Source organism: Leyella stercorea, assembly GCF_019052365.1.
Taxonomy (GTDB): domain Bacteria; phylum Bacteroidota; class Bacteroidia; order Bacteroidales; family Bacteroidaceae; genus Prevotella.
The window spans coordinates 1-24,577 of record NZ_JAHQUY010000030.1; the positions used below are offsets into that span (position 1 = coordinate 1).

Here is a 24,577-nt window from a genome sequence, read left to right on the forward strand (position 1 = left end):
ACGACAAGCCCATTGGCAGAATTAAGTATGCACTAAATTAATTCCGCCAACAGGTAACTTAATACTTATGAGAGTACTCATCATAAACACAAGCGAGACAAACGGTGGTGCTGCGGTTGCAGCCAACCGTCTCATGGAAGCTCTGCAGAGAAACGGAGTTAAGGCGAAGATGTTGGTAGCCGAGAAGCAGACCAACCACGTCACCGTCTCTCAGATGCCTCATCATCGGCTATACAAATGGCATTTTCTGCGCGAACGCCTTTCTATCTTCCGCCATTTGTATTTCTCCAAGAATCATCTCTTTGAAATAGACACGGCAAGCGCCGGATCTGACATCACAAGTCTGCCAGAGTTCCGCGAAGCCGACATCATTCATCTTAATTGGATCAACCAGGGAATGCTTTCGCTCGGCTCAATCCGCAAGATTGTGAAGAGCGGAAAGCCCATCGTGTGGACCATGCACGACCTCTGGCCTGCCACCGGCATCTGCCACTACGCACGCAGCTGCGGAGCCTTCCGCACCGTGTGCCACCACTGCAAGTTGCTGCCCGGCGGAGGCTCTACCAACGACCTCTCGCGCAAGATATGGAAGCGCAAGAAGGCGCTCTACCACGACAGCAATATCCACTTCGTAACGTGCAGCCGCTGGCTCGAAGCGCAAGCCAAGCAAAGCGCTCTGCTCTCGGGCGAGAAGGTTGTGTCTATTCCGAACACCATCGACACGCACATCTTCTGCCCGAAAGACCGTGCCGCAGCACGCTTGCAGATGGGACTGCCCGAAAAGGGCCGTATAGTGCTGTTCGTTTCGCAGAAGGTGACCAACGAACGCAAGGGCGCAGCCTACTTCATCGAGGCTATCAACCGCCTTGCCGACGCCAATCCTGAGTTCAAGGCAGAGACTGCCGTGGCTATACTCGGCGCAAGTGCGGACGAGATAGCCGAGCAGCTGCACATTCCGTCGTTCCCGTTGGGATATATCAGTAACGCACAGCAGATAGCGAGCGTCTACAACGCAGCCGATGTGTATGTTCTGCCGTCGCTTGAGGACAATCTGCCGAACACAATCATGGAGTCGATGGCTTGCGGCGTGCCGAGCGTGGGCTTCCGCGTGGGCGGCATACCTGAGATGATAGACCACAAGCGCAACGGATACGTCGCAAACTTCAAGGACGCTGCCGATCTCGCCGAAGGCATACGCTGGTCTCTCTATGAAGCCGACCCGAAAGAGCTCACCGCTAACTGCCTGCATAAGGTGGCAATGAGCTATTCGCAGCAGTCGGTTGCGATGAAATACATTGAGGTTTACAACGAAATGATAGCCATGAAGAGATACATCATCTAAGGCTTCACCCTACCCGAATATCCATTATACCATAGAACACAAAGATAATTAAGTAAGAAAAAGAAAGTTATGATAAAATTCACGATAATAACCTGCACCTACAACGCTGCCGACGTCATAAAGCCGACGCTCGACAGCATACTCAATCAGACGTGGGGGCAGATAGAACACCTGATAATAGACGGTGCGTCGAAGGACGACACCGTGAAGGTGGCGGAGGCTTACCGACAACGTAGCCTGGGGGAGGAGACCGAACACGACGTGCGCATCATCTCTGAGCCCGACCGCGGACTGTACGACGCCATGAACAAAGGACTGCGTCTCGCTACGGGCGACTACGTGGTGTTCCTCAACGCCGGCGACTCGCTGCCCAATGACGATACGCTTGAGAAGATATCTAATGATGTCAACGAACGATCGGACGGAAAACTGCCTGCCGTGCTCTACGGCGACACGGACATCGTCGACGAAAAGGGTATTGTGCTGCATCCACGCCGACTTGCTCCGCCCGACAAACTCAACTGGCGCTCGTTTCGCCACGGCATGTTGGTGTGCCACCAGGCGTTCTACGCCCGCACAGACATAGCTCGTGCCGAGCCGTACGACTTGCGCTACCGCTTCTCTGCCGACGTCGACTGGTGCATACGCATCATGAAACGTGCTGAGCGCGAGCATCTGCAGCTCCTGCGCCTGCCGGAAGTGGTTGCCGACTACCTCGATGGCGGCATGACCAACAAGAACCACCGCGCTTCGCTCTTCGAGCGTTTCCGCATCATGCGACGCCATTACGGACTCTTCTCTACGCTTGCCATGCACGCATGGTTCGTGGCGAGAGCCGTGCTGAAGAAATAGCCTACAACAAGACACAATAAAGGGGCTGTTTCTCCGTTATATTTATGTAGAGAACAAACCACATCTATCTAATAAAAAACAATAGCATGAATAATACGAACAATAACTACTGCGTGATTCTTGCCGGCGGCAAGGGACGCCGACTGTGGCCGTGCAGCCGTGAGAGCAAACCGAAGCAGTTCATCGACTTTTTCGGCAGCGGACGCACTCAGTTTCAGCAAACATACGACCGCTTCAAGGAGATTGTGCCGGTAGAGAACATATATGTGAACACCAACGACGCGTATATCGACCTCGTGCGTGAGCAGTTGCCCGACATAGCGCCCGACCATCTGCTCGCAGAGCCTATACATCGCGGCACGGCGCCGAGCGTAGCATGGTGCGCGCATCGCATCATTGCGCACAACCCCGATGCCAACATCGTCATCGCGCCCTCCGACCAGACCATCATCGGCGAGGAGGCGTTCGCCGAGTGCATAAGCCGCGGATTCGACTTCGTGGCGAACAATCGGTTTATGCTCACGCTCGGCTTGAAGCCTACGCGACCCGAGCCGGGCTACGGATATATACAGATGGGCGACAAGGTGGAGGACGGCGTGTACAAGGTGCAGTCGTTCACCGAGAAGCCTGAGCGCGACTTCGCAAAGATATTCGTCGACAGTGGCGAGTTCTACTGGAACACGGGCATATTCCTTGCCAACGCAAAGTGCTTGTTGCATTGCTTCGAGCAGCTGCTGCCGCCCGTTCTGCGCCAGTACGACGAGATGCACGCCGGCGAGGAGTTCGACTACGAGGAGGAGAACCGCTACATTCACGAGAACTTTCCGTCGTATCCGAACATATCCATCGACTACGGAATACTCGAGAAGTCGGAACAGGTCTGCATGATGAAGTGCAACTTCGGCTGGGCTGACCTCGGAACGTGGCACAGCATATACGAGGCGATGCACAAGGGCGAGGGCGACAACGTCGTTATAGACAGCGAGGTGATGCTCGACGACGCGCACAACAACGTCATCAAGCTGCCGAAAGACCGCATTGCCGTCATTTCGGGTCTCGACGGATTCATCGTTGCCGAAGAGAAGAACGTGCTGCTCATCTGCCGGAAGGAAGACTCGTCGAGCAACATAAGACGACTCGTTAACGAGATACAAATGAAGAAAGGCGAGGAGTTTATCTAAACTCCTCCTTTTTTTTATAGTTATACGCATTGTCATTATAACTATCCGCATTATTTTTATAAATATCCACCTGAAACCATCTACTTATAAACATATCAAAAACCCAACAAACATCATGAACACCAACAAGAGTATTCTTTCGCTCGCACTTGCCGTGCTGCTTGCGCTTCCGCTCGCAGTAAGCGCGCGTGTGCCGAAACGCATTTACCTCGAAAAGACACGCGTGGCGTGCGTCGGCAACAGCATCACATACGGCATGAAGCTCGCCGACCCTGCTACCGAGTCGTATCCGGCGCAGCTGCAGCAGATGCTTGGCGACGGATATGAGGTGGGCAACTTCGGAAAGTCGGGCGCCACGCTGCTGCGCCACGGCCATCGTCCGTACACAGAGCAGGAGGAATGGGCGAAGGCGAAGGCTTTCAAGGGCGACATCGCCGTCATCCACCTCGGAGTGAACGACACCGACCCGCGCAACTGGCCGTTCTATCGCGACGAGTTCGTGAGCGACTACCTGGCTCTTATCGACACTCTGCGCCAGCAGAACCCGAAGTGTCGTGTGCTCATCGCGCTGCTCTCGCCCATCACCCACAACCATCCGCGCTTCGAAAGCGGCACGCAGCAGTGGCACGAGGAGATTCAGGAGGCTATAAAGACCGTGGCTCGCGTGGGAAAGGCGCAGCTCATCGACTTCCACAAGCCGCTCTATGCTTATCCGCAGCTGCTGCCCGACGCCGTGCATCCTAACAAGGAGGGTGCCACGATGCTCGCACGCACGGTGTGCGCTGCCATCCTCGGCAACTACGGCGGACTGCAGATGCCCATGACCTACTCGGACAACATGGTGCTGCAGCGCGACCGCGAACTTACCATCCACGGCACTGCCAACTCTGGCGAGAGAGTGACCGTGAGCATCACTCGCCCCGATGCCGCCAAGGGCAAGTCGGCGAACGGCGCTAAGCACAAGAAGGGCAAGCAGCCGATGCGTGTGCGCGCGCTGAAGACCGAGGTGCAGACGGCTACGGCGAAGGCTGACATGAACGGCTACTGGCAGGTTACGCTACGCCCACAGCGCGCCGAGAACGGACTTACGCTCACCGTCAGCACCGACGAGAAAGAACTCATATATAATAATGTGGCGTTCGGCGAGGTTTGGCTATGCTCAGGTCAGTCGAACATGGAGTTCATGCTGCACGAAGCGGCTACAGCCAAGCGCGACATACCGAAGGCGAAGAACCCGAACATACGCTTCTTCGACATGAAGGCGCGCTGGCGCACCAACCCCGTTGAGTGGGACGCTGCGGCACTCGACTCGGTGAATCACCTGAAATACTTCAAGCCTACAGCGTGGACCGTCTGCTCGCCCGAGACGGCGAAGGACTTCTCGGCGATAGCCTACTACTTCGGCGCGATGCTGCAGGACAGTCTGCAGTGTGCCGTAGGTCTTATCTGCAACGCCGTGGGCGGCTCGCCTACAGAGGCGTGGGTGAGCCGTGAGGATCTCGACGCGCAGCTGCCGCAGATTCTGCGCAACTGGGCGAACAACGACTTTGTGCAGCCGTGGGTGCGCGAGCGTGCCGCTCAGAACACGAAGCTGGCTGCCAACGCCGCCGCTCAGCGCCACCCCTACCAGCCGTGCTACCTCTACGAGTCGGCGATAGAGCCGCTCGAGCAGTTCCCCATGAAGGGCGTGCTGTGGTATCAGGGCGAGTCGAACGCGCAGAACTTCACCACGCACGAGCGTCTGTTCAAGATGCTCGTCGAAGGATGGCGCCGCAACTGGAACAACGCCGAGATGCCGTTCTACTTCGTGCAGCTCTCGAGCCTCAACCGCCCGGGCTGGCAGTGGTTCCGCGACAGTCAGCGTCGCATGCAGAGCGAACTGCCGAACGTGGCAATGGCTGTGTCGTCGGACAAGGGCGACTCGCTCAACGTGCATCCTACGAGCAAGCAGCCCATCGGTGAGCGTCTGGCGCGCATCGCCCTGCACAACCTCTACGACTTCGGTAATGTGGTGCCGAGCGGACCTGCCATTAAGGAGGCTTCGGTCGTAGGCGACGGCATAGTGCGCCTCACGTTCGACTACGCCGACGGTCTTTCTACCGCCGACGGCAAGTACCCTGCTACGTTCGAGATAGCCGAGGAAGAAGGCGTCTACAAGCCTGCCGAGGCTCGCATCGAGGGCAACACGGTTGTCGTGATGGCGGCGGGCGTGGCTCATCCGCGTTTCGTGCGCTACGGATGGCAACCGTTTACACGCGCCAACCTCGTGAACGGCGCGAAGCTGCCGGCGTCTACGTTCCGCGTAGAAATCAAGTAACTTTTAGTAGCGGAGGTAAAAGCCTCCGCAGCTGCAAGCAATGCTAACTACAAGTAGCGGAGGTCTCCGGCCTCCGCAGCAACAAGCAATGCTAACTATAAGTAGCGGAGGTCTCCGGCCTCCGCAGCAACAAGCAATGCTAACTATAATTAGTGTTCGACTTGGTGCTGCGGAGGCCGGAGACCTCCGCTACGTTTTTGCCCATACTTCTTGTGATTTTATCATCGGACACCGAACGCAATCCGATCGGACGGCGAACGCAATCCAATCAGACACCGAACGCAATCTGATCGGACACCGTACGCGATCCGATCGGACACCGAACGCAATCTGATCGGACACCGAACGCAATCCGATTGGACACCGAACGCAATCCGATTGGACACCGAACGCCGCCGGTCGAAAAAAAAGGACAGTTACGTCGCAAATTTAACACATGCTACTAATAATATCCGAATTATTATTCGTAACTTTGCACCTCAGAACGACCTAAGAACCAAATTGTTATTTCTAAACAAATCAAAATAATATGAAGAAAATCTACACTTTGTTCTCTGCACTGTGCTTAACAGTTGCAGCGCCTGGCGCATTGTCAGCACAGAACAACTTCAAGCTGGTTGAGGAGAGCGTGAGCAATCCTGACAACACACCGGCTCCAGTCTACCCAGTACCAAGCGAGCGTCAGCTCAAGTGGAACGAAACCGAATTCTACGCTTTCTTCCACTACGGCATGAACACATATACCGACCAGGAGTGGGGCTCGGGTATGGAGCGCGAGACTGTATTCGCACCTACACAGAAGCCCGACCCAAGACAGTGGCTCGAAGTGGCTAAGAAGGCGCACATGAAGGGCGGCATCGCTGTGGTGAAGCACCACGACGGCTTCTGCCTCTGGCCTACAGCTACGACAGAACACTGCACACGCAACTCTACGGGCTACGGCAAGGACGTGGACATACCTAAGGAGTTCGCCGACGCAGCACGCGAGTTCAATATGAAGTACGGTTTTTACATCTCTCCGTGGGATATGTCAAGCCCATACTGGGGCAAGAAGGACAGCAACGGCAAATACACAGACGAGTATGCCAAGAAGGTGTTCCTGCCACAGTGCGTAGAGCTTGCTAAGTACGGCAACGACCAGTTCGAGATGTGGTTCGACGGTGCTACCGGCGGCGACCACGCTGGCGGTTACGGCAGCTACACTTCTTCGCAGAAGCGCACTATCGACAACGCACAGACTTACTACGACATTCCTAACCTGCGCGACTCTATCCACAACCTCCTGCCGAACGTAATCATGTGGGGTGTTGGCGGCGAAGCACGCTGGATAGGTAACGAGGAAGGCTACTCAGGACAGACTTGCTGGTCGATGGGCGACGCTGAGTCGGGCGACGAGAACGCATGGCAGTGGGCTGCCGGCGAGAGCGACGCCAAGTCGACAAAGGGATGGTTCTGGGATTCGAGCAAATACAACCAGCCGAAGTCGGCTGAGACTCTCTTCAAGATGTATCTTGAGACAGTAGGCCGCAACGCCACATTCCTGCTCAACCTGCCGCCGAACCGCGCAGGTCGTATCGACGAGAGCCTCGTAACCATCATGGAGGACCTCGGCAAGCTGCTCGACCAGCGTCTCGGCACAGACCTTGCAAAGACAGCTAAAGTAACAACCGACTGCACTCGCGAGGCTATGGGCAAGGGCAACTACGAAGCAAAGAATCTTACCGACGGCAACAAGGACACATATTGGGCTGCTCCCGACGGAAAGACTTCTGCCGTTATCGAGCTTAGCTGGGACACACCGCAGACCGTGCGCTACGTATCGCTCATGGAGTATATCAAGCTCGGACAGCGCGTGAAGAAGTTCAAGATTGAGACCAGCGAGGACGGCGTAACATACACCGAGCGCGGCAACGGTCAGACAATGACTACCGTAGGCTACAAGCGCATCATTCCGCTCAACGGCTCTACAACCAACTACTCTGCAAGCGGCTTCAAGGCTAAGTCTGTACGCATCACTATCGAGAACGCTAAGGCTTGCCCGCTGCTCCACACTGTAGAAGTGTTCTAAACAAACCCTTACTCCATCAACTAAAAAACAAAGAAAACAATGAACGTAAAGAAATATATGTGCCTTGCCGGTCTGTTCTTCCCTATCGCAGCTATGGCACAGCAGGACAAGACTCTCTGCGACTTCGAGACTCCGGAGAGCTACGTGAGCGTACGTGCATACGACACATGCCCTACCTCACCCTTCAACCTCAACAAGCTCACGGGCAACGTGCAGGTTGTAGACAACGACCTTAACGCAGTGGACGACGCGCTGGGCTACGCTCCGAACGAATCGTCGAAGATTCTCGGCGTGCAGCGCTCGCGCTACGGCAGCAACACCTTCGGCGCTCTCGTAGAGCTGAAGGAGCCGCTCGCTCTGAAGCGCGAGACCCAGTACGTACACGTTAAGTTCTACTCTACGCAGGACGCTCCGGTGATGCTCATCGGACTCGGCAACCGCGAAGATCGTCCTTGGCAGCCCGCTACTACCGAACAGTTCTGGAGCGTGCCTACAAGCAAGGTGGCTGCAGGCGCATGGCAGGACATAGTGTTCCCAATCATGGGCGCTGACGGCATCAACATCAAGAGCCTTCTCGTAGTGGTAGACCGCCAGTCGCCACACAACCAGATGAGCGACTTCGCCGTGTTCATCGACGATATCGTGCTCAGCACCAAGTCAAACCCGTTCTTCTCTAAGTCGGTTTACCCGATCAACTACGAGGAGACTACAGCTCACACACGTACAGACCGCTACATCAAGACCGTTAAGCTCGGTTCGCAGAGCGTAGCTATCAACCAGAACTCTGACAAGAAGCTCTACTTCAAGAAGCTCGACAACATCTTCCTCGCTAAGCCAGGCGAAACCGTCACAGCGGCTATCGACTGGAGCGGCGTTTGGATGCACGGATACGCATACCTCGACAAGGGCAACGACGGCAAGTTCGACGTCGACTACACCAGCACTGGCATTACAGACAGCAAGGACCTCGTTGCGTTCTCTTACTACAAGGACAAGAACAGCGCCGGCAGCCGTGCAAGCGGCGACTGCGGCGTAACAATGCCTTCGTTCAAGATTGCTGACGACATGGAGCCGGGCATCTACCGCATGCGCTACAAGGTAGACTGGGACAACGTTGACCCGGGCGGCAACACCACTACCGGCAACTACATCACCAACAATGGTGGTGGTATCGTTGACGTTCTCGTGAACATCCACAACGACAACGTAGACGTTTATCGCGCTACAGAGGAGAACGGCGGCGGCTTGAACGGCGAGATTCTTCTTGCTAACGGCAAGCCGGTGACTGGTCAGACCACTCCGTTCGGTCAGGCATTCAAGATTAAGGCTCAGCCGGCTGAGGGCTTCCTGCTCGACTACGTTAAGATTCGTCACGGCTACAACCTCGAGGGCGCAAGCACCAAGAACGAGAACCCGCAGTGGAAGGAGTACACCGTGCAGGCTTCGCAGTTCGTTAACGGCGAGTACACTATCCCGGCTGACTGCGTGGACGGCAATATCCGCCTCGTACCTTACTTCAAGAGCGACCCTACAAGCGTTAACGACGCTACAGTGAAGGCGTTCACAGTGAATGCTGGCAAAGGCGAAATCACACTCAACGCCGCAGTTGCTACACACGTAGAGATTGCTAACGTTCAGGGCAGCACTCTCTTCAACGGCACTGTAGAAGGAGCTCGCACAATCTGCGCTCACAAGGGCGTTTATGTTGTGAACGGCGAGAAGGTGCTCGTAAAGTAAACTAACATTACTCACATATTGGGGATAGCCGTCTTCGAGACTGCTATCCCCTTTTAAATCTAAAACCATCTATCTATTATGACAAACCATTTACGCACAGCCATCGCTACGTTCATCATGGCAACAGCGATGACGCCTGCTATGGTGCTTGCGCAAAGCACTTACCCCGTAAACTTCGACGAGAACGAGGCATCGAGCAACCTCTTACGCCACACTAATGCTGTGCAGCTCACAAGCAGCTACGGCACACAGAAAGTGGAAGTGAACCAGAAGAAAGAGAAACGCATGTATATAAAGCGTCTTGACGACTGTCTGCGCGCTAAAATCGGCGAAACCGTTACGGCTGGCTTCGACTGGAGCGGTACGTGGATGTGCGGATACGCATATATCGACTTCGGAAAGGACGGCAGCTACGACGTTGACTACGACGACAACGGCGTGAACGCCATGAAAGACCTCATGACTTATTCTATGTATAAGAATAAGGACAGCAAGGGCGCTACCGTAAGCGGCGAACCGAGCATTAATCCGCCGTCGTTCACTATCCCGTCGGATGTTAAGCCGGGCATCTACCGCATGCGCTACAAGGTAGACTGGGACTGCGTTGACCCGGGCGGAAACACGCTTAGCGGAAACGATATCAAGAAGAACGGTGGCGTGATTGTCGACACGCGTATCAACGTGCACGGCGAGACTGCACACGTAACCGTAAAGGGTACTGACCCATTGAAGGGCACTCTGTCGCTTGCCGACTACAGCGCAGAACTGAACAATCAGGACGTGGAGTTCGGAAAAGACCTCACTATCGCTGTCAACGTGAAGGACGGATACAATTTCAGCTCGCTCAGCATCAAACACGGATACTGCTTGGACGGCGAGGCGGTTGTCGACGGACTGCGCCAGTGGCAGGAGAACACTATCATGGCGTACACAGCAAAGGACGACAAGATAACTATACCTGCAAGCTACATCGACGGCGACGTAGAGATAACCGTGAACTTCGCAGCCGAAGGCACCACTTCGGGCGACAACTACGCGCTCAACTTCGAGAAAGATCTCGCCCAGATGAATCCTACAGCCAACAGCCTCACAGAGTTCTCTATTACGAACAAGGCTGGCAAGAAGTCGGCTATCGCTATCCCTGAGGGCACTACCGTTTATCGCGACGCTCTCACGAAGGAAGTGAACGCCAAGCCGGGCGATGTGCTCACACCGGGCATCACGTTCACGGGCAACACCGAACTTGGCGCATATCTCTACATCGACTACAATCAGGATGCAGCGTTCACAACGCCGCTCGACGAAACCGGAAAGCCAGTCGTTGGCAGCGAGATTGTGAGCTTCTCTTCATACAAAGGCAAGAACAGCAACGGCGAAGCTGCTGGCGCAACAACCGCAATGCCGTCGTTTACTATCCCCGAGGACCTGCCTACGGGTGTTTATCGCGCTCGTCTGAAGATTGACAAGGAGAACATCGACCCGGCTGGCGACTACAATGCGTCTGACGCTTTGCACATCAACCACTACAACGGCTATATCGTCGACTTCCTGCTGAACATCCACAACGATAAGGGCAGTCTCGACATCGACGCACGCGGCGGTCATATCGTAGGAAACGGCAACAGCGGCGTGAGCGAAACCGTAGAGTTCGGTTCACAGCTCAGCCTTATGCCGCTCGCTCCTGCAGCAGGCTACAACGTAAAGAGCATCGCTGTGCGCCACGGTCACAATCTGGACGGAGAGCAGTTTGTCAACGGCAATCGCCAGTGGAACGAGTACGAAGTCAGCGACGCCAAAGCCGGCGAAGGCTTCACGATAGACGCGGCTAATGTGAACGGCGACGTGCGCGTATCGGCTAAGTTCGAGGCTGACGGCACAGAGGAGTACAAACTACGCTTCGCCGACGAGTTCGACGGCAAAGACTACTCGCTGCCCGACGCCGACGTATGGCACAACAGTACACGCGAAAGCCCCACATGGAAGCGATTCACAGCGCAGACAGCCGAGGGTCAGCAGAAGACGGCATTCATCCGCGACGGAAAGCTCGTCACTCGATGCATCAAGAACACTATTGCTGAGGAGGGCGACGTGGAGATGATAAGCGGCGCTATCGAGAGTTCTGACAAGATGTACTTCACATACGGACGCGTAGAGGGTCGCTTGCGCACAACTCCTCACGTCGGCAACTTCCCGGCGTTCTGGCTTATGCCGCAGGACAACTCTGCAGGTTGGCCTAACGCTGGCGAGATTGATATCTGGGAGCAGATTGACACAGAGAACAAGACATATCATACGGTGCATACTCACTGCACATACGATCTGCATCTGGCTCTGCCCAACTCTGGAAGCACACATACCAACGCAGCCGACTATCACGTGATAACTCTCGACTGGACGCCGACGCTGCTTACCTGGTATGTTGACGGCACAAAGGCGTTCTCTTATGCAAAGACTAAGCAGTCGCATCTGCTTGAGAAGGGTCAGTGGCCGTACGACAAGCCATTCTATCTGATACTTAACCAGAGCGTAGGCAACGGTTCTTGGGCTAAGAACTGCGACGTCAACTTCGAGTACGAGACACTCTTCGACTATGTTCGTCTCTACCAGAAGGATGGCGAGGGCGACATCACATCAGCCGTGAAGGACGTGAAGACAAACGGCTCTGCGCTCGACGTATACGCACAGCAGGGCGGTCTGCTCCTGGTTGCGCCAGAGGCACAGAAGGTTGACGTGTACAGCATCAGCGGCACACGCGTCTTCTCAGGACTTGTGCAGGGCAACCGCTTCGTGAGCCTCAGCAAGGGCGTGTATGTAGTGGCTGGCAAGAAGATTGTCGTGAAGTAACATAGAAGTCTACGGCATTTCTGCCGTAGGCATAATAGTAAAAAGCATAATAGCAAAAGGAGGTTATGGCAAATTTGCCATAACCTCCTTTTTATATATCAAAGTCTTTATATCAAAGTCTCAGACACTACTTCACGGGGAATGTCTTGGTAAGCGTTCCAAACTCCGCGTCTGTGATATGCGAGTGGAATGTGCTGCGCGAAACGGTTGTGCCGTATTCGTCGGTTACGGCGAGAACAGCTACGTACCAACCGCGCTCAGCGTCGGAGAACGGCTTCTTGAACGTGAACTTACCGTTAAACTGCTTCACTACCTCTGTTACATCCTCAGCCTTGTCGGTAGTAGCCATGAAGTCTGCCCATGCCATAGACGGAGTCTCTACGTCGTAAGTGTTGAGAGCGTCGTCCCAATCGTCTTCCTTCATGACGAGCATACGTGCGCTCTTGATTGACGGAGCCTTCGACTTGATGGTATACTCGATAGCAAGGTCGCCGCCGCCAGCCTGATGGTTGGTGACATCAACCTCGGGGCAATCGTTGGCAGCCGCCGGCTTGATGTGAACATTGTCTACAGAAGCCTTCACCCAGTCGCCGTTGGCGTCTACTGCGAGTGCGCAGAACGTATAGTCGTTCTCCTTCTCAATGTTCCACGCCTTGTACTCGCTGGCGTATGTAGCCCACTGCTCAGCAGAGAAGCTCACGCCCTGCGTGTACATCAACGCGCCGTAGCCATAGAGGTTGACGAACTCGTCTATAGACTTCGTAGAACCTAGCACAAGGTGCAGCGACTTGAATGCGCTGCCCGGCTTTACGTCGAACTCGGGCTTGCCCTCAGAGTTGAGTCCGAGATACTCTACGCTGAGCGTTGCCTTGCTCTCGCCAGGATCGGCTGTGCGCACAACGCCGTACGTCATATCCGTTCCGAGCGTGTACTTGCCGTCAGCCTCAACGAGGTCGCACACTACGACGTAATGGTTCTCGCCGGCAGCGATAAACTGCGTTGTACCGCCCTCCGGCTTCTCGCCATCGACGAGCGTAACGCTCTGACTGCCCACACCGGCGTAGCCGTAGCTGCCCGACATCATGAGCGTAGAGAACACCTGCTTGAGTTCTGCCTCGGTCATCTCCGAGAGCGACGCGCCGCCGAAGTACTCCAAGAGGAAGAACTTGAGATACGACTCGCTTACGCACATCTGATAGAACGGCTGGTCGTCTGTCTTTGTGGTTACGGTGTACTTCACGTAGTTCTTTCCAGCCTTGAGGTCGCTCACCTCAGCCTTGAGCTGATCGGGCACACCCTCGGGGCGTCCGAAAGAGATGTAGTCGTCGGCGCCGAGCACTACAGCGTCAACCGTTCTGCTGCCTTTATTTAGAAATACCTTCTGCTGCGCGTCGGCTGTAGCAACGAAAGCTACGACGAGCGCAAATACTGATAATATTGTCTTTTTCATAATCTGTTTCTGCTTAAGTGTTAGAGACGTGTAACATTGCCTTCGTAGTGGCCCTTCAGCGCACCACTGTACTTCTTGATGCTGAACACCGTGAAGTCGACATCAGCCTTGCCGTCGGCGAACGAGAGCTTAGCGTTGCCGCCGAGAGCGATAGACTTTGTACCGTTGACTGTAGCCTGCGAGTAGGTGTCGCCTGCGTACTTGATGGAGATCTTAGCGTTTGTCTCGTCACCAGAGAAGCCGTGCAGCGAGTTGTCGTTAGCGAAAGCGTCGGGCATAGTGACCACAATGTCGGCGTCAGCCATGCCTGCCAATGTCGTTACGCCAGCCTTTGCAGAAAGATAGATAGTGTAGACGCCCTCAGCGTCGTCGTGTGTGAGCACCGCCGACTTCAGATCGACCGGCTTGCCGTCAGCCACGGTGTAGTTGCTGGGCACAGCGAGCGAATACTCCTTCGGAGTGCCGTTTACATATACCACATCGAGCGTGCGTGCGGCGCTATTGCCGAGGTTAGCCACGTTGATCTTGATGGTATAAGTGCCGTCGCCGTTGTCGAGCACCGAGATAGTGCCCGTAGCCGAAGACGGTGCGTCGTTGCTGATGCTGAAGGTCTGCGGATTGTTCACGTCCGTAACGTTGTCGACGAAGGTAAGTTCGTACTTCTTATTGCCCTGCACGTCGAGTTCGCTGCCGTCCATATTGCTCTGCGGCACGAAGAGGCGCACGTAGTAGTAGCAGTTGTCCAGCTCATTGGCGCTGCCGATGTTGCCGGGCGTGAGGTAGAAGTTGACGCCGTCAGCCTTCTTCTCTGCGAAAGCGGCGCGCATCTCGTAGCGTTTGCCGTCAACGATGAAGTGGTTCTCGTTGGCAGTCACCTCTGTGTATGCGCCGTTGTACTGCGCAGCGAGGAGCGTTTCGCCCTTCTTCGGCGTTGCCTCAAGGTTCAGAGCGAGCTTGCCACCAGCGAAGCTCACCTGGAGCAGACCGTCAGAGTAGTAGTCGTTCCAGTCGTACGACGATACAGACACCGGCTCATAGTCGTCGTTGCGGTTATACTCGTCGACGTCCATAAAGACAGCCTGGAAGAAATCTTTGTCGGCGTCGAAATCATGACCGAACGCGTTGAACTCAACATACTTGTCGAGCAGCGTCGGCGAGAACGCCAGCTGCAGATTCTTGCCGCCCTTCATAACGTCCTCTGGTGTCTTGCAACCCTCGAGCGTCGAGAGATAGATATACTTATAGTTGTTGATAGTGGTGACGACAGCCGACTTCATCTCGTAAACATCGTTGCCCACCTTCACGCAGTTGCCGTCGAGCTGAATGCGCTTCGGGAATGATATGTTGTCTACATCTGTGCCCACCTCGTAGGCAGACACGATGCGTCCGTTCTTCACTACGAACACGCTGTCGGGTGTTGCAGCCGTAGCCATTGTCTGCATGGCGAAGCCCACGAACATGGCGAAAAGTAAAAATATCTTTTGTTTCATTGTACTCTATTAAGTATTAAGTGTTAGCGATTAAGTATCAACTATTAAGGGTTAACAATTCGGTATTAACGCTTAACCATCTTCAGCGACTGTCCCTCCGCCTTCACCACGTACACGCCGGCAGCGAGCTGTGTGGCGTCTATCTTCGCCTTGCCGCCGCGAGCCGTAGCCTGCGCAGCGAGAGAGCCGTTGGCAGCGTACACTTCGAGCAGCTTGCCGTCGGTCATGCCCTCAGCCGTGATGGTGTATCCGTTGGAGCGCAGAGTGATGGGCGACTGCTTTGTGAGCTGCACCATGCCGGCAGTAGAGCCCTTCAGCTCAATCTTGTCCACATTCTTCACTGCGTGCGTTGCCACCGTTGCGCCGCTCTTCGAGATCAGTTTCACGTTGCCGTCCGCCACTGTGAGCTTCGCCACCTGCGACATCTGCACCTCGTGCGCAGTTCCGTCGAGATAGAGCACATTCACCTTGCCGTCCTGCGCCATCATCGGGCAGGAAACAGCACAAAGGAGAAGGGCTGCTAAGAAATAACGTCTAATCATAAAATCAGATTTTTAAAGTTTAATTGTGTTACTTATAATTGCTTATCTGTTACAAAAGTAGTCAATAATGTTATACAAACCAACTTATAACCGATTTTTTGTAACAATTTCATACAAAAAAGCCCAGAGCTGTGCGCCCTGGGCTTGTATTTTCTAATGTTGTACGATGCCGAATTAGAGGTTCGGGTTCATCTTTGTCCACTCTGCTACTGGAGGAACGATGCCGAGCTCTACGATCTCGTCGCGCATCTTGCAGAGGTGCTCGTAAGACTTAGCGAGAGAAGCAAGCTCCTCTTCTGTGCCTGTAGGCTGTGTGAAGTGAACGCCAGTCTTGTCGATTGTAGAAGGCATAGCCATCATAACGTTCTTGAAGCCACACTTCTCGCAGTTTACGTAGCAACCTGCTGGCAATGTGAACTCCTCGCCACCCATAGCAGCCTCGATCATCTTAACTGCGTTGTATGCCGGGCTCTGGAATGAAGAACGACCGCGGAGCTTGATGATGTTAGAACCACCCTGAACGGTGTGGTGCTTGATCTCTTCCCAACGCTCTGCTGAGAGACCCATCTCTGAGAGAGGCTTGCCGTCTACCTTAACCTGAGAAGCGAATACAGCCATCTGCTCGCCGTGGCCACCGTATGTGTGAGCGCCAGTCACCTTGTCCTGCTGTACGCCGAACTCGAGTGCGAGAGCCTGCTGCAGACGTGTAGAGTCGAGAGCAGCGAGTGATGTGAGCTGGTTTGGCTTCAGACCTGAGTGGATAAGAGCTGTGAGGGCTGTAACGTCAGCCGGGTTGAAGATAACAACAACGTGCTCTACCTCCGGGCAGTACTTCTTGATGTTGTCGCCGAACTCTGCAGCGATCTTGCAGTTGCCCTTCAAGAGATCCTCGCGGGTCATGCCGTCCTTACGCGGAGCACCACCTGAAGAGATGATGTACTTAGCGCCTGTGAATGCTTCCTTCGGGTCTACTGTGTAAGTTACGTTAGCGCCCTTGAAAGCGCACTGCTGAATCTCGTCGAACACACCGTGTACACCCGGCTCGTAGATGTCATAGAGACAGATGTTAGGAGTAAGACCGAGCATAAGAGCGCTCTGTACCATGTTTGAACCAATCATACCGCCGGCACCGACGATCAAAAGCTTTTCGTTAGATAAGAATGCCATAATAAATAGTGTTTATTATATTAATACTTGAATTTCGTTTACTAACTGCAAAGATACAACTTTTTTGAAATATACAAACGATTATCGAAAATTATAGTGTTGTTTAATCTTAAAATCTGTATATTTGCAGTACCTAATAATTATAATATGACAGATACAAAGTTTACTATAGCCGATCGACTCGCCGCATTGCGCGAGGAGATGCGGCGCGAAAGGCTCTCGGCGTTCATTTTCCCGAGTGCCGACCCGCACATGAGTGAGTATGTTCCCGAACGTTGGGAGGGACGCAAGTGGATATCGGGCTTCGACGGCTCGGCTGGCACGGCTGTGGTTACGCTCCATTCGGCTGCGCTCTGGACCGACTCGCGCTACTTCCTTGCTGCCGAACAGCAGCTCGAGGGCACCGAGTTCCAGCTGATGCGCGAGCGCATGGAGAGCACACCCAGCATTGCCGACTGGCTGGCGCGCGAAGTGCACGACGGCGAGCCTACCGAGGTGGGCGTCGACGGCATGTGCATCTCGAAGGGCGAGGCTGAAGGGCTGAAGGCGGAGCTGAGACATGCCGGCGGACTGACGCTGCGCACCAATCTCGACATACTCAACCGCGTGTGGGCAGACCGTCCGCCGGTGCCGCTTAACAAGGTGGAGATTCACCCGCTGGAATACGCGGGCGAGTCGGTGGCTGAAAAGCTCAGCCGCATACGCACCGAGATGCGCCGCGCGGGAGCAAGCTGCATGCTCGTTACGCAGCTCGACGACATAGCGTGGACGCTCAACCTGCGCGGCTCCGACGTTCATTGCACGCCGGTGTTCGTGGCGTGGCTCATCATCTGCGAGGAGAGCGCTACATTATATATAAAGGAGGAGAAGCTCACGGCGGAGGTGAAAGACTATCTGCGCGCTGAAGGCGTAGCCATCGACGACTACAGCAATATCATTGCGGCGCTCAACGACTGCGACGCGCCGACGATGCTCATCGACCCTTTGACGGTGAACAGCACTTTGGCGCAGCCGCGCGGCAACTTCACCGTGCTCTCTGCGCCGTCGCCCATACCTGCCATGAAGGCGGTGAAGAATCACACGGAGTGCGAGGGCTTCCGCCGTGCTATGGAGCGCGACGGCGTGGCTATGGTGCAGTTTCTGAAGTGGCTGGAGGAGGCTGTGCCGAAGGGCTATCAGACGGAACTCACGGCGAGTGCGAAGCTGTACGAGCTGCGCGCTAAGCAACCGCTCTTCCGCGACATCTCGTTCGACACTATCGCCGCCTACGCCGACCATGCGGCTATCGTTCACTACGAACCGACGCCGCTCAGCGACGTTAAGCTCGAACCGAAGGGCTTGCTGCTGCTCGACAGTGGCGCACAGTACAGCAACGGCACAACGGATATCACCCGTACAATAGCTCTTGGCGACGTCAGCGACCGCGAGCGCCACGTTTATACGTTGGTGTTGAAGGGTCACTTGGCGCTGCAGAACCTCTGCTTCCCACGTTCGGCGTCGGGCACGCAGCTCGATGCGGTGGCACGCACGGCGATGTGGCGCGAGGGCATGAACTTCATGCACGGCACGGGGCACGGCGTAGGCTCTTATCTCAGCGTGCACGAGGGTCCTCATCAGATTCGCCAGGAGTATCGTGGGGCGCCGATGGTGGAGGGAATGACCGTTACGGACGAGCCGGGGCTGTATCTCGACGGACGTTTCGGCGTGCGCATCGAGAACACGCTGCTCACCGTGCCTTACGTGACGACCGAGTTCGGACGCTTCCTGCGCTTCGAGCCGCTCACGCTCTGCCCTATCGACACCAAACCGATAATGACAAACATGCTCAGCGACGAGGAACGCCAGTGCCTCAACGCCTACCACGCAATGGTGTACGAGCGTTTGGCGCCGATGCTCGATGAAGAGCATCGCGAGTGGTTGAAGAGGAAAACGGAAGCGATTTAGTTGAATCAGTTGATTCAGTTGAGAGTTGATTCAGTTGAGAATTGAGAGTTGAGAATTGAGAGTTATGATTAGCTGTGCTACGATTCGAAAACTCTTGATTTAAACATAGGAGGGGGGGGCAAAACTATAGAATTGTGATGAATGGCTAACTGTAGGAGACTACGATTAGAACCGTTTGCTATTCAATTTGCCAAATATTTTAGTTTTGACACACTCTCCACGCAGCCACTAACCTCCAGGGGGTGCAGCTGTCTCAGCTGCACCAACAAAGCAAACGGCATTCATGTGCTCGGTTGGTGTACTTCTTGGCTGGTGCACTTCTTGATTGGTGCACTTCTTGGTTGGTGCACTTCTTGGTTGGTGTACTTCTTGGCTGGTGCACTTCTTGATTGGTGCACTTCTTGGTTGGTGCACTTCTCGGTTGGTGTACTTCTTGGCTGGTGCACTTCTTGATTGGTGCACTTCTTGGTTGGTGCACTTCTTGGTTGGTGTACTTCTTGGCTGGTGCACTTCTTGATTGGTGCACTTCTTGGTTGGTGCACTTGAGACAAGTGCACCCCCTTGAAGGCACCCTAACCATCTGTGTGCATCTGTGAAATCCGTGGGAGAACATCGCTGCTTGCGTTATTTAACAACGGATTTATCGGATTAAACGGATTCGTTGGCGGCGGAAATCATCGGTTAGCCGTAGCGGAAAGCTAATGCCGTAGCCTCCTACTATTAGCATTGTCAACTATAGATTTTATGTATATAATGGTCGTGACGCACGCCCTATCTCTTAACATTAACCGATCGGACGGCGAACGCAATCTGATCGGACGGCGAACGCAATCTGATCGGACGGCGGACGGAATCCGATCGGGCGGCGGACGGAATCCGATTGGACGGCGGACGGAATCCGATCGGACGGCGAACGGAATCCGATCGGACGGCGGACGAAGCACGATGACAAAACGCAACAATCGGAGCAAAAAAAAGTAGCGGAGGTCGCCGGCCTCCGCTACTTTTGTTGATCACACTTCTATGTGCTGCGGAGGCCGGAGACCTCCGCTACTTTTGTTGGTCGCACTTCTACGTGCTGCGGAGGCCGGAGACCTTCGCTACTAACATTTTAATTAAGAATATCTTTAAACGCGAAGTTCGCGAGTATAGATGTCGACTGACTCAGCATACGGATGAACTCCTGTGCTGAGTTTTTCATATACGAGTCTTTAAGAATATGTATGCAACCGTCCATCTCGTTGTCGGCTGCATCAAGCGAAAGCGCCTTCATGTCGGGCTGCAGAATGGTTGTCGACTCGGAGAGAATCGTAACAAGATTGCTGCGGCGCAGAAGGTCGAAGATGATGTTCACGCTGTTCACCTCAACCATGATGCGATAGTTCAGCTCCTTGCCCTCTACAAGATGGTCGAAGGCGTTGCGCGCCTGCAAACCCTTGCACGGCAGTATGAGGTCGTAGCGCTCAAGGTCGGAAAGTCGCAGCGACGATTGGCGCGCAAGCGGATGGTTCTCGTTGACGATAGCCGCCAGGCGGTTGCTGAATATGGCTCGGCTGTCGATAGCCTTGTCCTTGTTGAGCGGCTTGAAGGCAAGCACGAGGTCGAGCTCGCGCTTCTTCAGTCCGTCCATCAGTTCCTGCATCGAGCGGTAGATGATGTTCAGCTTCACGTGCGGATAGGCTCGCAGAAAAGCCACCAATGTCTCAGCCATTATGTTGCTGAACGAGTAGGTGACGCCGATATTCAGTTCGCCGCCGAGCATCTCCTTCAGGTCGTTCATGTGGTCGATGCACGCATCTGCCGAGTTCACGGCGTTCTGCGCGTAGGGTCGAAGTTCCTTTCCAGCCTCGGTGAGGTACACCTCATGCGAGTTTCGCTCGAAGAGTGGCAGACCTATCTCCTGCTCCAGATGCGATATCTGCTGCGAGAGCGTGCTCTGCGTGATGAAGAGCTTGCGCGCAGCCTCGGAGAAGTTGAGCGTCTCTGCCACCTTCAGAAAGTATCTAAGTTGTCTTATTTCCATATCAATGATTGTCTTGAAGCAAAAGTACAACTTTTATTGTATTTCCACAGCACTAAGGTCTACGAACTCGCCGTTCTTGCGCTTGCGCTCAACGAGCATGTTGAAGAGCTTGCGCTTGCGGTCGCCTTCTATGAAGCGACGGAAGAAGATGTTAGGTATAGCCACGCCGAGCGCTATGCAGCTGATGACGAGCGACGCCTTGATGGCGTTGTTCATGCCGACTGTCACCTCGCCTACCACGCCGTGCATATCGATGAAGGCGAAGAGAGCGCGATACATGAGCACACCGGGTACCATCGGGATTACGCTCGGGATGGTGATGCACTGATGGGGAACGTGGAACCAGTGGCGAGCCTTGATAACGATGACGCTGATGAGCGCTGAGCCTGCGAGCGAACCGATGCTCAAGCCCATATCGAGACCTATATTGCCGTTGCTCGGACCGAGATTGACGAAGTTGCGGAAGCACACGGCGATGATGCCGCCGAGAGCCACTGCTGGCAGGATTCTACGCGGAATGCTGAAGATTGTAGAGAAGCCCATAGCCGAGACGGCTGCAGCGATAGCAAACTCCCAGTACTCGTGGTGCGGAATCATCGTAAGGTCTTTCACGAAGTTGTCGATGCCGCACACCTTAATGGCGAAAGCGATGCCGAACGCCATAGCCAGAACCATCAACAGCGTGTTGATAGCGCGCACCATGCCCACTTCTATATATCCGTCGAGCATGTCGCTAACGAAGTTGATGAGCGGAACGCCGGGCACGATGAACAAGGCACAAGCCATGAGCGGATGCCAAGGCGTGTCGGAGTGCATGATAGCTGGCAGGAAGTCGGCGAGAGCCGGCGAGAGCGAGAGGAATGTGGTAGCCCATGCGATGAGTGTGGCTACGAAAGCCGCGATGCCGATGGCTATATAGTTGTTGCAGCCGCGTGTGGGCAGGAACATGCGAAGGCGGAAACCGAGGATGGCTGCCAAAGAGCAATAGAAGAACGCAGGCCAGTCGCAACCGAACTGTATGCAGAAGCCGCCGCAGGCAAAGCCGCCGCCGACAGCTACCTGCCACGGAGTGAAGCTGCGCGGCGTAGAGCGAATTTCCTCCAGCGCCGACTCGTACTGTTCGAGCGAATAGTCGTTGCGGATGGCGCTCCATGTGAGCTTGCTTATCTTAGTGATGGAGGTCATATTGATGCCGTGCTTCTCACAGCGCTGGAACTTGGTGAACGAGTGCTCGGTATCGCTGTAGTTAACCATGAGCACGTTCCAGTTGATGTAGAAGTGCAGGTAGCGTTCGTCGAGACTAAGGAAGGCTGCGGCGCGCTTCATCGTACGGCGGATGCGCGAGGTGTCGGCTGCACTCTCCATAAGTATGCTTCCGGTGCGCAGAAGCAGGTCGAGCTTGTGCTGCAGCTCGGCTGCCGCCACTTTAGACTGGTTGTTTGAATTGCCACAGTGGCAGGTTGCTTGCATTGTTTCTATTGTATTGTTATCCATATTCGTTGTTTACGGGGCTTGCGTGAAGAGTAACATAAGGGGGTGCAGTTGTCTCAACTGCACCGATTTATTAGACCTACTTCTCGGTTGGTGCAGTTGAGACAACTACCCCCTTAGTTACCCTGAACATATTAACTACTATTAAAACTATAAAAACATTATCTTATTATCTGAATCGGCGTGCGCGGCTTAACCGAACACGAAGATGAGTATCTGTATCGTAACGATGCGCAGGAACATTGCGAACGGATAGACGTTGGCGTAGCCCACGTTGGGCGCATCTACCGATGTCTGGTCGCGAATGTATGCCAGCGCCGACGGGTTGGTGTTTGAGCCGGCGAGCACACCGAGCAGCGTGTACCAGTTGATGTGGAAGAGATACTTGCCGATGACGCCGCCCAGGATGACAGGTATCATTGTGATGGCGATGCCGTATCCTATCCAGGTCATGCCGCTCTCCGTCATTACGGTCTGCATAAACTGCTCGCCGGTGCCGAGACCTACACACGCGAGGAAGATGCAGATGCCCACTTCGCGCAGCATGAGGTTGGCTGATATGGTGTTATACGTCACGAGGTTGTACTTCGGACCGAAGTAGCCTACGAGGATAGCCACGATGAGCGGACCGCCGGTGAGTCCGAGTCGCAGACTCTCGTTGATGCCGGGGATGAAGAACGGGATGTTGGCGAAGATACAGCCGAGCACGATGCCGAGGAACACCGGTATAAGGTTCGGGTTGTTAAGACGCTTCATCTGGTTGCCGAGCATCTTCTCGGTATGAGCGATGGCGAGTTCGGTACCTACGACGGTGAGACGGTCGCCGAGCTGCAGCTTCAGCGAACCGGTAGCGATAAGATCCACACCGTTGCGGTTGACGCGTGTAACGTTAGTGCCTAAGTTCTCGCGAATGTGCAGATGAGAGAGCGACTTGCCGTTGATGTCGGGCTTAGTAACGAGTATTCGGCGTGTGATGAGTTCGTTGCCAAACTTGTCTTCGGGCACGTCTACCTTCTCGCCGAGCAGCGCAATGACGGGGTCTTCCACGGTAGGATGAGCCACAACGCGCAGTATGTCGCCCTCGCCTATCACGGTCTTTCCGTTCACCACCTCGTCGTGTTCGTTCGATCCGTTGCGAAGGATGCGCGACACCATGAAGTCGCGCTTCAGCAACTCGCGTATCTGCTGTATGTTATCGCCGAAGATCATCGAGTTGGTCACCTTCACCGAGAATGTGTTGAGCGTCATCTTCTCCAGGTGGCCCATACCACGCTTGGCGTCAGCCTCCTCAGCCTCCTTGTTGATGCGCAGAACGTAGCGCAGGATGGCGAACGAGATGATTACGCCGAGCGCACCCATCGGATATGCAATGGCATAGCCGGTAGCGATGCTCGGTGCGTCGATATGGCGCAAGTCGCTGTACGCCTGCTGCGCAGCACCGAGTCCCGGAGTGTTGGTTACTGCGCCCGAGAGGATGCCAGCCATTGTGGTGAATGGTGTGCCGGTGAAGCTGTATATGACGAGTGTTGTGACGATGCTGAGCGCCACGATAATAGCCGTAAGAGAATTGAGGCTCTTGCCGCCGTCCTTGAACGATGAGAAGAAGCCGGGGCCTACCTCAAGACCGATAGAGTAAACGAAAAGAATCAAGCCGAACTCCTTAAGGAAGTGGAGCAGATGGGCGTCGAGATTGAGCGAATAGTGGCCGAAGATGAGACCGATGAACAGTATCCAGGCGAGTCCGAGCGACACGCCCTTCACCTTCAGCTTGCCAAGGCTCAGGCCTAACGTGATAACGAGGGCGAGAATCATCACCGAGTGTGCTACGCCTCCACCCCATAGGTCGGGGAAACCATAAAACAGATTTCTTAAAATTTCCATTTCTCTTATGCTATTTATTTATTTTCTGTGTTATATATAATAATGTATATTCATGCGGTTTGCAGTAGTATGTTGTTATTTCTGTTTTGCGATTGCAAAGGTATTGAGAATACCGAAAGCAAAAAAGCATTTACGTTTATTTTTTGCGAACGCGGCTAAAGTTTTTTTCAATCGCAAAACCATGATTTCACTTTTAAAACCCCTTCACTTTACCCCTTTTTACTCTTTTACCTTTCTACTTTTAAACG

The 24,577-nt window shown here is 54.4% G+C and carries 15 protein-coding genes; 8 read left to right on the plus strand and 7 right to left on the minus strand.

Going from position 1 to position 24,577, the window contains the following annotated elements:
* Positions 1-67: 67 nt before the first annotated feature.
* The 7 genes from KTQ90_RS06970 to KTQ90_RS07000 all read left to right on the plus strand — a co-directional run bounded on the left by KTQ90_RS06970 (position 68) and on the right by KTQ90_RS07000 (position 12,341).
* Entirely contained in the window at positions 68-1,342 is a 1,275-nt protein-coding gene (locus KTQ90_RS06970) for a glycosyltransferase family 4 protein (RefSeq protein WP_217317734.1), read from the plus strand.
* A 69-nt stretch (positions 1,343-1,411) separates the two neighbouring features.
* The gene (locus tag KTQ90_RS06975; protein ID WP_217317735.1) at positions 1,412-2,194 is read left to right on the plus strand and encodes a glycosyltransferase family 2 protein; all 783 of its coding nucleotides are present in this window, start codon (positions 1,412-1,414) and stop codon (positions 2,192-2,194) included.
* A gap of 86 nt (positions 2,195-2,280) precedes the next feature.
* On the plus strand, positions 2,281-3,375 hold the full coding sequence (locus KTQ90_RS06980; RefSeq protein WP_217317736.1) for a mannose-1-phosphate guanylyltransferase: 1,095 nt from the start codon (positions 2,281-2,283) through the stop codon (positions 3,373-3,375).
* A gap of 115 nt (positions 3,376-3,490) precedes the next feature.
* A complete protein-coding gene (locus tag KTQ90_RS06985; RefSeq protein ID WP_217317737.1) occupies positions 3,491-5,692 on the plus strand; it encodes a GDSL-type esterase/lipase family protein in 2,202 nt (733 codons plus the stop codon).
* 529 nt (positions 5,693-6,221) lie between these two features.
* On the plus strand, positions 6,222-7,760 hold the full coding sequence (locus KTQ90_RS06990; RefSeq protein WP_217317738.1) for an alpha-L-fucosidase: 1,539 nt from the start codon (positions 6,222-6,224) through the stop codon (positions 7,758-7,760).
* A 39-nt stretch (positions 7,761-7,799) separates the two neighbouring features.
* Positions 7,800-9,497 carry a hypothetical protein gene (locus tag KTQ90_RS06995; protein ID WP_217317739.1) on the plus strand — a complete coding sequence of 566 codons (1,698 nt, stop codon included), beginning with the start codon at positions 7,800-7,802 and terminating at the stop codon, positions 9,495-9,497.
* A gap of 78 nt (positions 9,498-9,575) precedes the next feature.
* Positions 9,576-12,341, plus strand: coding sequence for a family 16 glycosylhydrolase (locus KTQ90_RS07000; RefSeq protein WP_217317740.1), 2,766 nt, complete (start codon positions 9,576-9,578; stop codon positions 12,339-12,341).
* 127 nt (positions 12,342-12,468) lie between these two features.
* On the opposite strand, the gene KTQ90_RS07005 is transcribed toward KTQ90_RS07000, so the two are convergent.
* The 4 genes from KTQ90_RS07005 to KTQ90_RS07020 form a co-directional block, all read right to left on the minus strand.
* Positions 12,469-13,791, minus strand: a complete 1,323-nt coding sequence (locus KTQ90_RS07005) for a hypothetical protein (protein ID WP_217317741.1) — start codon at positions 13,789-13,791, stop codon at positions 12,469-12,471.
* Between the two features lie 20 nt (positions 13,792-13,811).
* Complete coding sequence (locus KTQ90_RS07010; protein WP_217317742.1) at positions 13,812-15,281, minus strand: hypothetical protein; 1,470 nt, start codon at positions 15,279-15,281, stop codon at positions 13,812-13,814.
* A gap of 65 nt (positions 15,282-15,346) precedes the next feature.
* Positions 15,347-15,823: a T9SS type A sorting domain-containing protein gene (locus KTQ90_RS07015; protein ID WP_217317743.1), complete on the minus strand. Its 477-nt coding sequence runs from the start codon at positions 15,821-15,823 to the stop codon at positions 15,347-15,349.
* Between the two features lie 174 nt (positions 15,824-15,997).
* Positions 15,998-16,990, minus strand: coding sequence for a malate dehydrogenase (locus KTQ90_RS07020; RefSeq protein WP_217317744.1), 993 nt, complete (start codon positions 16,988-16,990; stop codon positions 15,998-16,000).
* A 147-nt stretch (positions 16,991-17,137) separates the two neighbouring features.
* Between KTQ90_RS07020 and KTQ90_RS07025 the strand changes: the two genes are divergently transcribed.
* Positions 17,138-18,934: an aminopeptidase P family protein gene (locus tag KTQ90_RS07025; RefSeq protein WP_217317745.1), complete on the plus strand. Its 1,797-nt coding sequence runs from the start codon at positions 17,138-17,140 to the stop codon at positions 18,932-18,934.
* 1,111 nt (positions 18,935-20,045) lie between these two features.
* Here the strand turns inward: KTQ90_RS07025 and KTQ90_RS07030 are convergent.
* The 3 genes from KTQ90_RS07030 to KTQ90_RS07040 form a co-directional block, all read right to left on the minus strand.
* Complete coding sequence (locus tag KTQ90_RS07030) at positions 20,046-20,957, minus strand: LysR family transcriptional regulator (RefSeq protein ID WP_022157364.1); 912 nt, start codon at positions 20,955-20,957, stop codon at positions 20,046-20,048.
* A gap of 33 nt (positions 20,958-20,990) precedes the next feature.
* On the minus strand, positions 20,991-22,427 hold the full coding sequence (locus KTQ90_RS07035) for a threonine/serine exporter family protein (RefSeq protein WP_407936605.1): 1,437 nt from the start codon (positions 22,425-22,427) through the stop codon (positions 20,991-20,993).
* A 213-nt stretch (positions 22,428-22,640) separates the two neighbouring features.
* On the minus strand, positions 22,641-24,329 hold the full coding sequence (locus tag KTQ90_RS07040; RefSeq protein ID WP_217317746.1) for a putative transporter: 1,689 nt from the start codon (positions 24,327-24,329) through the stop codon (positions 22,641-22,643).
* Between the last annotated feature and the right edge of the window lie 248 nt (positions 24,330-24,577).